10 protein-coding genes are annotated in these 12,855 nt (G+C 70.2%); 3 read left to right on the top strand and 7 right to left on the bottom strand.

All coding sequences use genetic code 11. From position 1 onward, the window contains the following. Positions 1 to 22: 22 nt before the first annotated feature. Entirely contained in the window at positions 23 to 1,192 is a 1,170-nt protein-coding gene (locus tag STRTU_RS21500) for a glycosyltransferase (RefSeq protein ID WP_159745261.1), read from the bottom strand. Next, positions 1,192 to 4,038 (bottom strand): bifunctional glycosyltransferase/CDP-glycerol:glycerophosphate glycerophosphotransferase, encoded by a 2,847-nt coding sequence (locus STRTU_RS21505; RefSeq protein ID WP_159747125.1) that lies wholly within the window; start codon positions 4,036 to 4,038, stop codon positions 1,192 to 1,194. The genes STRTU_RS21500 and STRTU_RS21505 overlap by 1 nt, the downstream gene beginning before the upstream one ends. A gap of 551 nt (positions 4,039 to 4,589) precedes the next feature. On the opposite strand from STRTU_RS21505, the gene STRTU_RS21510 reads away from it, so the two are divergent. Continuing rightward, a complete protein-coding gene (locus STRTU_RS21510) occupies positions 4,590 to 5,456 on the top strand; it encodes a Bax inhibitor-1/YccA family protein (RefSeq protein ID WP_159745263.1) in 867 nt (288 codons plus the stop codon). A gap of 144 nt (positions 5,457 to 5,600) precedes the next feature. On the opposite strand, the gene STRTU_RS21515 is transcribed toward STRTU_RS21510, so the two are convergent. Next, on the bottom strand, positions 5,601 to 5,828 hold the full coding sequence (locus tag STRTU_RS21515) for a DUF4287 domain-containing protein (RefSeq protein ID WP_018093122.1): 228 nt from the start codon (positions 5,826 to 5,828) through the stop codon (positions 5,601 to 5,603). A 98-nt stretch (positions 5,829 to 5,926) separates the two neighbouring features. Here STRTU_RS21515 and STRTU_RS21520 point away from each other — a divergent pair, with 98 nt between their 5' ends. After that, entirely contained in the window at positions 5,927 to 6,286 is a 360-nt protein-coding gene (locus STRTU_RS21520; protein WP_159745265.1) for a hypothetical protein, read from the top strand. Positions 6,287 to 6,329: 43 nt separating this feature from the next. On the opposite strand, the gene STRTU_RS21525 is transcribed toward STRTU_RS21520, so the two are convergent. The 3 genes from STRTU_RS21525 to STRTU_RS21535 all read right to left on the bottom strand — a co-directional run bounded on the left by STRTU_RS21525 (position 6,330) and on the right by STRTU_RS21535 (position 10,429). After that, the gene (locus tag STRTU_RS21525) at positions 6,330 to 7,289 is read right to left on the bottom strand and encodes a hypothetical protein (protein WP_159745267.1); all 960 of its coding nucleotides are present in this window, start codon (positions 7,287 to 7,289) and stop codon (positions 6,330 to 6,332) included. 672 nt (positions 7,290 to 7,961) lie between these two features. Then, the gene (locus tag STRTU_RS21530; protein WP_159745269.1) at positions 7,962 to 9,182 is read right to left on the bottom strand and encodes an acetyl-CoA C-acetyltransferase; all 1,221 of its coding nucleotides are present in this window, start codon (positions 9,180 to 9,182) and stop codon (positions 7,962 to 7,964) included. A 233-nt stretch (positions 9,183 to 9,415) separates the two neighbouring features. Continuing rightward, positions 9,416 to 10,429: an SGNH/GDSL hydrolase family protein gene (locus STRTU_RS21535; RefSeq protein WP_159745271.1), complete on the bottom strand. Its 1,014-nt coding sequence runs from the start codon at positions 10,427 to 10,429 to the stop codon at positions 9,416 to 9,418. A 193-nt stretch (positions 10,430 to 10,622) separates the two neighbouring features. On the opposite strand from STRTU_RS21535, the gene STRTU_RS21540 reads away from it, so the two are divergent. After that, complete coding sequence (locus tag STRTU_RS21540; protein WP_159745273.1) at positions 10,623 to 12,011, top strand: cystathionine beta-synthase; 1,389 nt, start codon at positions 10,623 to 10,625, stop codon at positions 12,009 to 12,011. A 421-nt stretch (positions 12,012 to 12,432) separates the two neighbouring features. Here STRTU_RS21540 and STRTU_RS21545 read toward each other — a convergent pair whose 3' ends face one another. Continuing rightward, a complete protein-coding gene (locus tag STRTU_RS21545; protein WP_159745275.1) occupies positions 12,433 to 12,840 on the bottom strand; it encodes a hypothetical protein in 408 nt (135 codons plus the stop codon). Positions 12,841 to 12,855: the final 15 nt, after the last annotated feature.

Here is a 12,855-nt window from a genome sequence, read left to right on the forward strand (position 1 = left end):
TCCGCCATTGTGCGTTGTCGGCTCAGCGCTCCACGAGCGCGAACAAGCTCTCCCAGCGGCCGACAATCTCCTCCGTGGAGAACCGCTGGATGTTCTCCCGGGCCGCTTCGCCCATCGTGTCCCGAAGCTCCTTGTCGGACATCAGGGCGTCGAGATGCCGGGCGAATTCGGTGATATTGCCCGGCGGGGCGAGGAATCCGTCCACGCCGTCGGTGATGATCTCGTGGACCCCCGGCGCCACATCGAACGCCACACACGGCACAGCCGTCGCCATCGCCTCCATGGGCGCCAGCGGGAAGCCCTCACCGCGCGAACTCAGCGCGAAGACCGCGCCCTCGCGCAGCGCGCCGGGGACGTCGGACGTCCGGCCCATCCAGCTGACCGAGGCGGTGATGCCCAGCTCCGCGGCCTGCTTGCGCAGCGCCTCCTCTTCCTCGCCGGAGCCGTAGACCCGCAGCGTCCAGTCGGGGTGCTGCGGGGCGACCCGGGCCCAGGACTCCAACAGCAGGTCCACGCCCTTCTCTTCGTGCAGCCGGCCGATGCTGACCACGCACTTGCCGGAGCGGTCCGAGGGCACCTCGGGGAAGAAGGGCAGCGGGTTCGGCATGAAGCCGACGTTGTCCATCCGCTGCCGGATCCAGCGGTCCGCGTCCTCCCGGGTGAGCGTCAGCATCCGGTCGACGTCCTGGTAAAACCGCTTGACCCGGGCGAAGCGGGAGGACTTGCGGCAGGTGTCGAAGGATTCATGGCTCATCCCGAACACCGTCAGATCGGCGGTATCGGCCAGCGCGACCCACTCCATGGCCCACACCTGAGTGACAATCACCACTCCGCCCGGCTTGGCCGCGCGGAACAGCGCGCTCAACTTGGCCGCCTGCTCCCGCATCCCGGCCTCGCGGGCCGCCCGGCGGCGCTGCTCGACGAGGTTGAGCTTGTCCTTGAGGCCGCGCACGGGGGTCACGGTCGGCGGGTGCTCGGCGTACAGCGTGGTGGTCCGGAACGGCACGTCGGGCGCCAGCTCCTGGACCCGCCCCTCGGGGGGCGGCACCACGCCGATGATGTGCACCCGGTGGCCCCGCTCGCTGAACAGCCGCGCCATCTGGTGCGACCAACTGGTGATGCCACCCAGCTCGTTGACGCTGTTGGACACGAAGAAGATGTCCCGCGGCTCGGCTGCGTTCGACTTGGTCATCAACGGCTCCACTGCGCGAAAAACTGGTCGACGATGCTGCGGGCGGCGTCGCCCCGGTCGTATTCGCCGAACTTGGCGACGAATTCCTTGCGGCTCTTCGCGTATTCCAGCGCCTGGGACTCGAAGGACTTGATCGCCTCGTGGAAATCGTCCTCGGTGCGGACCACCGGGCCCGGTGCGTGCTCCAGCAGATCGAAGTAGGTGCCGCGGCCCTCGTGCACATACTCGTCGTAGTCGTAGGTGAAGAACACCAGCGGACGGTCGAGCAGCGCGTAGTCGAACATCACTGACGAATAGTCGGTGATCAGCCCGTCGGCCAGCTCCAGCAGCGGCGTCACATCGTGGCGCGCCGATACGTCGATGACCCGGCCCTGCACGGTCGGTGGCAGCACCACATGATTGAGGTAGTGCGAACGCACCAGGAGGACATAGCGGTCGCCGAACTGGTCGGCGAAACGCTCCACGTCGAAGGGCAATTCGAAGCGCCCGTGCCGGCCGCCCGCCTTGCGGAACGTCGGAGCGTAAAGCAGCACCGTCCGGTCCTCGGGAATGCCCAACTCCGCTGCCAGCGGCCCGCGTTCACGCACTCCCCGCTCGGCCTCCCGCTGCCGGGCGCGCACCAGCGCGTCATTGCGCGGGTAGCCGACCCGCAGCAGGGTCTTCTCCTTGAGCCGGAAGGCCCTGGCCAGGGTGTGCACATCGTGCTCGGAGCGGACCAGGAAGCGGTCGAAGCGGTCCAGCGAACGCTGCTGCTCCTCCTGCTGCTTGCGGGTCTGCGCCTTGAGCGCCGGCTGGTCGAAGCCCATGTTCTTCAGCGCCGAGCCGTGCCAGGTCTGGAGGTACGTGGTCTCCGGGCGCTTGGTGAGCTTGAGCGGATAACTCTGGTTGTCCACCCAGAACTCGGCCTGCGCCAGCGCCTTGAGATAGGGCAGCGACCAGCGCTTGACGAGCGTGACGTCCTTCGGGAAGTCCTTCGGGGACCCGGCGTACGACCAGATCGCCTCGAACTTCAGGCCCTGCCGGCGCATCTCCTCGTACAGGGCGCGCGGGCTGTCGCTGTACTGCTTGCCCAGGTGGCTCTCGAAGACCACGGTGCGCTTCTTGACCGGCAGCCGGGAGAACACCTCGTGGTAGGCGCGGAGCTTGTTGTCGCCGGAGGTGACCTTCTTGCGCAGCGTCTTCGCCTTGCGGTAGCCGGTCTTGGCCAGCGTCCCCGGCTTGCCGCGCACCCCGCGGGTGATCAGCTCCTGTACGCGCTCGGCGTTACGGCCCTCGCTGACCAGGCGGAACGCCAGATGTCCCTTGGCCGAGACATGCGGTGCGAGGTGGTCGGCGACCATCCGCGTCAGCCGCGGCCGCACCGGCAGCGGCTCGGACAGCGCGGTGTCGGCGACGGTGAGCCGGGTCGTGGTCGGCACCCCGTCCACGTCCAGGCGCAGCCGTACGTCCCAGATGGTGTCGACGATGCCGAGCGGGCGCAGCTTCGCGGTGAGGTCCGCGGCGGCCTCCCAGGCGATGGTGTCGCCGTCGTGGCGCAGCTCGCGCACCGGGAAGTGGAAGGACTGCAGACTGCGCCGCCGGGCGCTGAACTCCAGCCGGCCCTTGAGCCGGGCGCCGGGCGGGATGACGCCGAGCGGATTGGTGATCTCGCCGGCCAGCGAGACCGCCTTGCCGGACGCGCTGAAGCGGGTGAGCTGGTTGCGCAGGAACAGCTGGTTGACCGGCTTCTCGTGGTAGCCGATGTCGGTCACGTCCAGTACCTGGCGCCCGAACGGGTCGTCGTAGTGGCCGTCGCACCAGTAGATCCGGCCGTCGTGCTCGTCGAGCGGCGCGGAGACCTTGTCGCGGTTGATCAGGGTGTCGACGGCCGGGATCAGGTTGTCCCAGTCACCCTTCTGGAGCAGGTAGGCACAGATGGCCTGTATCGGCTGGACCCGGTCGTACGCCTCGGGGGCGATGCTCGCGAGGTACTCCCGGGAGAGCTCGGAGAACTCCCGGCGGTAGGAATCGTCGCGGAACGGCAGGTCCCGCAGATGGAGTACCAGATCGTGCTTGAGGAATTTCACGTCCTTGGCGAGCTTCAGCTCGTCCAGCCCGCGTTCCGCCAGCAATGCATCGATACGCCGGTGGATCTCCAGCCGGTGCGTATAGTTGGTCATTTCATGGCGCCGGTTCGTCACCGACTTCACGGCGGCCCGTTCGAATACGTTCCAGAAATAGACCTGATTGGGGATCAGGGTGATGCGGCGCGCCGCCAGATATGCATCGGCGATAAACATCAGATCCTCGTAGAACATTCCCTTGGGGAATCGGAGATCGTTCTCGATGAGGAAATCGCGGCGATAGCACTTGTTGGTGGAAAGGGTGTCCCAGACGAACAGGTCCGGCAATTCCGTGACGGACTCCAGCGTGCGGGTCGTGGAGTACAGCCAGGCGTACCACTCGTCGCGCTTCTGATTACGGGTGTCCTTGTGCAGCCGGACGCACAGACCGGAAACAATATCCGAGCCGGATTCCTCGGCGGCTTCCAGCATATTGCGGCACGCATTGACTTCCAGGACGTCATCGCTGTCCAGGAACATGACATAGCGGCCCTCGGTGTGCTGGATGCCGACGTTCCGCGGCTCGCCGCCCGCACCGCTGTTCTCCGGCAGCTGGAAGGCCCGGACCCGCCCGGGGTGGTCGGCCGCCAGCCGCTGCGCCACTTCGAAAGAACGGTCGGTGCTGCAGTCGTCGACGATCACCACCTCGACGTCCCGGAGCGTTTGGTCCAGCACGGAGTGGACCGCGGTCGGCAACCGGTCGGCGTCGTTGTAGACGATGACGACTACTGAGACGTCAGGCACAGGCACCTCAACCCTCTTTCGCTGCTGTTTCCCGCCAGAATAGCCCTATCTGCACCCCCGGATTACAACCAATCGCGCCCAAAGCGCTACGGACGGTGAGGGTCGGGAGCATCGAGAAGGGGCACTCCGGGGTCGGATCTTGACCATGCGTCAGCCCTGCAGATCCACCCGCCAGGGCAAGCTCCGGCCGGCAGGGAAGACGGGCCCTCCCATGAATCGGTTGCCTGCCGCACCGGGTGACATCCATGGCGATCAGAGATTTATCGGATTCCTTCCCGGTGACAGCGGGAAGGAGCCCCGGGCGGCGCAGAGCGAATACCCGGAATGCCGGTGGCCGGGGTGTGACGGTGTGCCGGCGGTCCGCCGGGCCGGCGAGGTGACGCGGCCCGCAGCCCGCTCCGGGCACGTCTCCGGCCGCCCGTACGTCCTCCTCATGGCGGATGTGTCGTTCCGGGTTCGGGGAAAGATCCTGCTCAAGAACTAGCGACGCGCTTTTGCCAAGCCATTACGCTTGCCGTCAAGGCCGCGCAGGGCGGCCATGGAGGAGTGAGATGAGGAGCAGCAACCCGGTCTTCTCGCGACGGGGGTTCAGCCGCGACACCGGCTACGCGGGCTTCAACGCACCGCCGCAGGCCGGGGGCCCCGCCGCGAACCCGTACGCCGGAGCCAACCCCTACGCGCAGGACGCGACCAACCCGTACGCCCAGGGCCAGCAGGCCGCCACCCAGGCACCGCCGCAGTACACCCCGCAGACCCGCCCGATGACGATGGACGATGTCGTCGCGCGTACGGGCATCACGCTCGGCACGGTCATCGCGGGCGCCACGGTCGGCTGGCTGTTCCTGACCCAGAGCCTCGGCTTCGCCATCGGCGCCGGTCTGGTCGCGATGGTGCTGGCGCTCGTCCAGTCCTTCAAGCGCAAGCCGTCGCCCGCGCTGATCCTCGGATACGCGGCGCTGGAGGGCCTCTTCCTCGGTGCGCTGAGCGGCTTCCTCAACGACCTGCCGAAGCTCAGCGGCGCCCCCATGCAGGCGGTGCTGGGCACGATGGCGGTGTTCGCCGCGATGCTGATCGCCTACAAGACGCGGATCGTGCGGGTCACCGCCCGCTTCACCCGCTTCGTGATGATCGCGGCGCTGGGCTTCGTCCTGCTGTCGCTGGTCAATGTGCTGTTCATGGTGTTCGCCGGCGATGAGGGCCTCGGCTTCCGCAGCGGCGGCCTGGGCATCGTCTTCGGCATCGTCGGCGTGGTGCTCGGCGCGCTCTTCCTGGCGCTGGACTTCAAGCAGGTCGAGGACGGCATCGCCTACGGCGCTCCGCGCGAGGAGTCCTGGCTGGCCGCGTTCGGTCTGACGATGACCCTGGTGTGGATCTACATGGAGATGCTGCGGCTGATCTCGATCCTTAGGGGCGACTGACGGCCGGGGCGCCTGGTGCGCCCCGCGCCGTACGCAACCGACGAAGGACCCGCGGGCGAACTGCCCGCGGGTCCTTCGTCGTATGGAGTGTCGGATCGGGGAGGGTCTCCTGAGCCCGTCGGGCGCTAAGCCCGGCACCGCGGCTCAGAACTTGCGTGCGGCGCGCCTGAGATCGTATTCATGGACGATTGCCTTGGCGTGGCCGTAGGCGAGGTTGTGCTCGCCGCGGAGCCAGCTGACCTTTTCATCGAAACGGAAGAGAGCGGGGCCTTCGTCAACGGCACGCAGCCAGTCGGAGATCTCCCGGCCGGTGCACTGCGGGATACGAGAGAGCATGTTCCGGTGGGTCTCTTCGGAGAAGAGCTGAGACATCGGCGCCTCCGGACGCGGTCGATGCTGGTTCTTCAGCCCACCGTGCCTGAGCGTTCCGGCGTTGGCAACCACCTGGGAGTGGCGCATAGGCTCACGGCGTGCTTGACGTGACCCCCTTGCAGACCGCCGTGGACGCCCTCGCCGACCGCCTCCGGGCGCTGCCGCAGAGCCGGCTCGACCAGGGCGCGGCGGCCGAAGCGCTCGCCCTGGCACGGCAGTTGGCGACCCGGGCGCAGCTGATCGAGCGGCCGGGAGAGCCCCCGTACGAGCTGCCGGACGCCGGGATGTTCGCGGCCGGTGACCAACTGGCGGTGGCGGGACACGATCTTGTCGAGGCGCTGCGGGCCGCGGCGGCGCGGCGGGCCGACGGGACGGCGGAACCTGACGCGAAAGTGGCCCCCGCCGAGGAACTGGCGGAGGCCGTGCGGTGCGTGCGGGCGGTGGCGGAGCGCTGCTGAGGCCGGCCGGCGGGCAAGGGGCCCCGCCGGAAGCCCCGCCAAGTCAGAGCGAGGCGATGACGCGGTCCGCGAGGATGTAGACGCTCTCCTCGCGGGTCTCGCCCCAGGAGAAGGTCAGCGCGTACGCCCCGGAGATGCCGGAGCCGCCGAGCAGTACGGGGGTGCGACCGGCGTGCAGTGCGGCGGCCACCCGCTCCGCGGTCTCGCGCTGCCCGGGGGTCAGGCAGAGCGTGGTGCCGTCGGCGAAGACATAGACGTCCAGGGTGCCCAGCGGGCCGGGGCGGACGTCCGCCAGCGGGGTGGCCTCCTGGGCCAGTTCCTCCAGGCGCGCCACGGTGCGCTCATGATCACTGATCACCGGGGACGGGGAGAAGTCCGGATGCGAGGGGTGGCGCCGGCGCGCGGCGGCCAGCTCGGCGGACTCGGTCTCCTCGACCGGCTCCAACTCCGGCGCGTCCAGGGCCTCCAGCGCCTCCATGGACTCCAGGGAATCCATGGACTCCAGCGCGTCCCGGCCCAGCAGCGGCTCCAGGCCGGCCAGATCCGCCTGGCGGGGCAGGAACGGCTGGGTGTCGAGCCGGTCGGACTCCGGGCGCTCCGACGGCTCGCGCTGGTCCGCGCGGGCGTCCAGCAGGCCCTCGTCGCCGAGGCCGACGAGCCCGCCGAGCAGGGAGGGGGCATCGGCGGCGTCCCGGGCCTCCTGCGCGGCCCAGAAGGCGCGCGCCTCGGCCAGTTCGCGCTCCCGCTCCTCGGCGAGGGCGTCCGCGACGGCGGCGCGTATGTCCGCGAGCGGGGTCTCGGCGGGCGGGACGGTGCGGGCGGCGGGGATGGCCGCGGTGGCCGGGGGCGCCGCCGCGGCCGCGGTGTCCTGACGGGCGGCGAGGAGCTCGGCGTGCAGCTCGGCGATCTGGCGGCGCAGGGCGCGGGCGGTGCGCAGGGCGGCGGCGCCCAGCGCCACGGCGGTGGCCGCGGCCAGCAGCAGGACGAGGGTGGTGACACTCATGCCGAAACCTCTCTCCGTTCGGTCCCGCATGCGCGAGACGCGCACCTCGCGCTTTGCTCGGGGCGCTCGCTCATGCGTCCTCCCCACTTCGCTCGGCGGCCGTGTTCCCACGGGCCGCGCATCGGTACCCGGACTTGCCCCGGCCGTCGGCCGGAGTGATCCCCGTGATGAGCTCGCTCGGGATCACGCCTGGTAGCGACTCGGTCACCGGCGTACTCCCGTTAGCAGAATGTTCTCCGACTTCCTACATCAGGCTGTCGGTGGTCGGCGACCGCACCTCGCGCCGAATGTCCCGGAATGGCGGGGAGTCGGGGCCTCATATGGTCCGGTGGCCCCGCGCTGACCTGCAAGAATACGTCTCCCCCAGGGCGTTGGTCACAATCCTGGGGGAGATTGGGTCGCGATCTCATCAACGAGTGGCGCAGGTCACGCCGTGTCGCCGCCCGTGTTCACGTGAACGCGAAGGGTGTGCGCGGGGCGGAAGTTGGTCCGTTTTGCCGCGCACACCCGTGAAGTGCCGCCGAGGCGGCTCGGTTCAGCTCAGCTCAGCCGCTCGTGTTCGTGGTCGCGCTGAGCTTCGCTTCCGCTGCGGGCGGATGCCGGGCACTCGTACCTCGCGCCCGACCTTCCCCCAGCTACCGCTGGGAGGTGCCCCCAACCCTCCGCTACAGCTCAGCTCAGCCGCTCGATGACCATCGCCATCCCCTGGCCGCCGCCCACGCACATCGTCTCCAGGCCGAACTGCTTGTCGTGCCACTGGAGGGAGTTGATCAGGGTGGTGGTGATCCGGGCGCCGGTCATGCCGAAGGGGTGGCCGACGGCGATCGCGCCGCCGTTGACGTTCAGCCGGTCCAGGTCGATGCCCAAGTCCCGGTAGGACGGGATCACCTGGGCGGCGAACGCCTCGTTGATCTCGACCAGGTCGATGTCGGAGACCGAGAGGCCGGCCCGGCGCAGCGCCTGCTTGCTGGCCTCGACCGGGCCGTAGCCCATGATCTCGGGGGAGAGGCCGGAGACGCCGGTGGAGACGATCCGGGCCAGTGGGGTCAGACCCAGCTCGCGCGCCTTGGTGTCGGACATGATGACCAGCGCCGCGGCGCCGTCGTTCAGCGGGCAGCAGTTGCCGGCGGTCACCAGGCCGTCGGGGCGGAAGACCGGCTTGAGGCCGGAGACGCCCTCGACGGTGACCCCGGCGCGCGGGCCGTCGTCCTTGGCGACGACCGTGCCGTCGGGCAGCGTGACCGGGGTGATCTCCCGCTCCCAGAAGCCGTCCTGGATGGCCTTCTCGGCGAGGTTCTGGGACCGGACGCCGAACTCGTCCATGTCCTGGCGGGTGATGCCCTTGAGGCGGGCGAGGTTCTCCGCGGTCTGGCCCATGGCGATGTACGCGTCCGGGATCAGGCCGTCCTCGCGCGGGTCGTGCCAGCTGGCGCCCTCCTGCTCGGCGCGCGCGGCCGTACGGGCCTCGGCGTCGGCGAACAGCGGGTTGTGGGTGTCCGGCAGGCCGTCGGAGGAGCCCTTGACGCTGCGCGAGACGGTCTCGACGCCGGCCGAGATGAAGACATCGCCCTCGCCGGCCTTGATGGCGTGCAGCGCCATGCGGGTCGTCTGGAGCGAGGAGGAGCAGTAGCGGGTGATGGTGCACCCCGGGAGGTGGTCCATCCCCATCTGGACGGCCACGATGCGGCCGAGGTTGTGGCCCTGCTCGCCGCCGGGGAGGCCGCAGCCGAGCATCAGGTCGTCGATGTCCCTGGGGTCCAGTTCGGGGACCTTGGCCAGCGCGGTCTTGATGATCTTCGCGGTCAGGTCGTCCGGCCGCAGATCCTTCAGCGAGCCCTTGAAGGCGCGGCCGATCGGGGAGCGGGCGGCTGAGACGATCACGGCTTCGGGCATCACACGGCTCCAGGTGCGCGGGAAAAGGGCGGACTGTGAGGGAAGTTACCTGCACGTACTGCTGAGGTCACGGGGTGCGTGCTGTGATGCGGGCCTCTTTTCTAAGCGGGCGCTTATGAGAACGGGGCGGGGCCGCCGGATATTCCCGTACGGCCCCGCCGCGCCCGTCCCGTGCCGCTGCGCCCCGCCCCGCGCACCCCGTGTCGCTCCCGCCGGGGCCGCCGCCCGGTCCCTCAGGGGGTGACGGACGACGGACCGGCCGTCTCCGTGTCCGGCAGCTGACGGCGCCTGCGGTGCTTGAGCAGCGCCCAGGGGGCACGGGAGGCGGTGACCTCGGTGCCGCCCTCGGAAGCCGCCTCGGCGGCCGCCTGCTCGACCGGCAGAATGCCCTCGCCACGGGCGGGCTCGGGGCGCTCCTCCTCCGGCCACAGGCCGAGTGAGGCGCACAGCGTCGGCAGCACGGCCATCGCGGCGGTGGCATAGCCCTCGGCCGACGGGTGGTAGTTGTCCGGCCCGAACAGCTCCCGCGGCCGCGCCTCGAACTCGGGGCCGAGCAGATCGCCGAGGGAGACCGTACGGCCGCCGCTCTCGACCACCCCGATGGTCTGGGCGGCGGCCAGCTGCCGGGAGAGCCGCCGGGCCACCCAGCGCAGCGGCTGGTAGACCGGCTCGATGGTGCCCAGGTCGGGGCAGGTGCCGACGACCACCTCACAGCCTGCCGCGCGCAGCCGGCGCACCGCCTCGGAGAGATGGCGTACGGACTGCGCGGGCGGCATCCGGTGGGTGACGTCGTTGGCTCCGATCATGATGACGCAGACGTCCGGGACCTCGGCGTCCGCCGCCAGCATCAGCTCCACCTGGCGCTCCAGGTCGTCGGACTGCGCCCCGGGCAGCGCCACATTGCGGAAGTCGACGGGAAGCTCGGAGAGCGCGGCCAGGCCGGAGGCGAGCAGGGCGCCCGGGGTCTGGGAGGTGCGGTGCACCCCCTGGCCCGCGGCGGTGGAGTCGCCGAGGAAGCCCAGGCGCAGCGGCGGGCGGTCGGTGCGGTGGCCGAAGGCGGCGCCGTAGCGGCCGTCGGCGCACGGCGGGATGTCGCTGGACCCGCCGACCGTACGGCGGGCCAGCCGCACCTCGGTCAGCAGCACCCCGACGGCGGCGACGCCGAGCAGCCCGACCCCGCTGCCGCCGAACGCGGCGGCGGTGGCGATCCGCCGGGCCACTCTCGCCCTGGACATCGTCATCGGCATGGCCGGGCACCTCCCCGTAAGTGCGGGCGCGCCGCGGCACGGGGCCGGACGCGCTCTTGAAACGGCAAGAACTCCTACAACAGGGTGTTGCCCGTTCCCGCACCGAACGCAACGCGGCCTTCCTCTAACGGACCCGGGCAATAGGCTGGCCGCACGGGCGCAGGAGAGCGTGCCCCCGACCGCGGAGACCACCGTGCAGTTTTACGATTCGATGATTGAGCTCGTCGGCAACACCCCGCTCGTGCGGCTCAACAACGTGACCAAGGGCATCCAGGCCACCGTCCTGGCGAAGGTCGAGTACTTCAACCCCGGCGGGTCGGTCAAGGACCGGATCGCCGTGCGGATGATCGAGGCCGCCGAGCAGTCGGGCGAGTTGCAGCCCGGCGGCACCATCGTCGAGCCCACCTCCGGCAACACCGGTGTGGGCCTGGCGATCGTCGCCCAGCAGAAGGGGTACAAGTGCATCTTCGTCTGCCCCGACAAGGTGTCCATGGACAAGATCAATGTGCTCCGGGCCTACGGTGCCGAGGTGGTGGTCTGCCCGACCGCCGTGGACCCCGAGCACCCGGACTCGTACTACAACGTCTCGGACCGGCTGGTCCGTGAGACGCCCGGTGCCTGGAAGCCGGACCAGTACAGCAACCCGAACAACCCGCGCTCCCACTACGAGAGCACCGGTCCCGAGCTGTGGGCGCAGACCGAGGGGCGGATCACCCACTTCGTGGCGGGTGTCGGGACCGGCGGCACGATCAGCGGCACCGGCCGCTATCTGAAGGACGCCAGCGACGGCAAGGTCAAGGTCATCGGCGCCGACCCGGAGGGCTCGGTCTACAGCGGCGGCTCCGGGCGCCCGTACTTGATCGAGGGCGTCGGCGAGGACTTCTGGCCGACCGCCTATGACCGTACGGTCGCGGACGAGATCGTGGCGGTCTCGGACAAGGACGCCTTCCAGATGACCCGGCGGCTGGCCAAGGAGGAGGGCCTGCTGGTCGGCGGCTCCTGCGGGATGGCCGTGGTGGGTGCGCTGGAGGTCGCCGCGAAGCTCGGCCCGGACGATGTGGTCGTCGTGCTGCTGCCGGACAGCGGCCGCGGCTACCTGTCCAAGATCTTCAACGACGAGTGGATGGCCGACTACGGCTTCCTGGAGGAGGGCGGCCCCGCCGCCCGCGTCGGTGAGGTGCTCCAGCACAAGGAGGGCGCGCTGCCCTCGCTGGTGCACATGCACCCCGAGGAGACCGTCGGTGAGGCGATCGAGGTGCTGCGCGAGTACGGCGTCTCGCAGATGCCGATCGTCAAGCCGGGTGCCGGGCACCCCGATGTGATGGCCGCCGAGGTCATCGGCTCGGTCGTCGAGCGCGAGCTGCTGGACGCGCTGTTCACCCAGCGCGCCTCGCTGACCGACCCGCTGGAGAAGCACATGTGCCCGCCGCTGCCGCAGGTCGGCTCGGGCGAGCCGGTCGCCGATCTGATGGCGGTCCTGGAGACGGCGGACGCCGCGATCGTCCTCGTCGAGGGCAAGCCGAAGGGCGTGGTGAGCCGGCAGGACCTGCTGGCCTATCTGGCGCGCGAGGCCGGCAAGTAGCAGTGGTTCCCGGCGGCCGTCCTTGTGGCGGGCGCCGGGTGCTGTGGCCGTGGGGCGTTGCTGTGGCGGGTGTCCGGGCCGAGGGCCGTTCCTACGGCGGTGCCCCGTGCCGAGGCCGCGGGCCGCTCCCGTACGCGTCACGGCGTCAAGTGGCCGTCAGGAAACGGGACGTCACCGCAAGGTGTACGTATGCGTCATGTGCCGGCAGCACGGGCTTAACACGCGTCGGGCACAGTGAGGGGAGCGGCGACAAGGACCTCCGGAGCGGCTCCCGGACCTCCACCCTCGCCGCCCGGACGCGACCGGCCGGCCCTGAGCCGGGCGCGCGTCCCTTGCGGGGACCGCCGTCGTCCCGCCCCTGGCCACCGGCCGGGGTGCGGCGGTCCCCGCAACATCTCCCCGGCCCGCTCCCGTTGGTGCCTCAGTCCTGTGCGTCGCCCCGGTGGTCCTTGCGCGGGCGCAGCCACGGGACCGTGCCGTGCGCGGCGTTGACACCGACGATCCCGGCCCAGGTCACCAGCAGGCCCGGCATTCCGGCGATGCCCGCCCCGATCGCGGACAGCGGGATGGCCAGCGCCAGCGAAAGGGCGGCGAAACCGAACCGTTCCCAGAACTCCCGGCCGTTGCCTGCCCGGCGGGGCGGCAGGGTGCCGCGGGCCACCTGGATCTGCTGCTCGGCGAGCTGCCGCCGCACCCGCCGGTCGACGTTCTCGTCCAGCTTCTCCAGGAAGGACTCCAGGAGCTCCGACTCGTACTCCGGCCCCAGCTCCTTGCGCGTCTGGAGGGTCGCGTCGAGTTCTTTCCGCAGATCGGGGTCGTGTGTCGCCATGGTGCGAGATTACGG

It is taken from the genome of Streptomyces tubercidicus (assembly GCF_027497495.1).
Classification (GTDB): Bacteria; Actinomycetota; Actinomycetes; order Streptomycetales; family Streptomycetaceae; genus Streptomyces; species Streptomyces tubercidicus.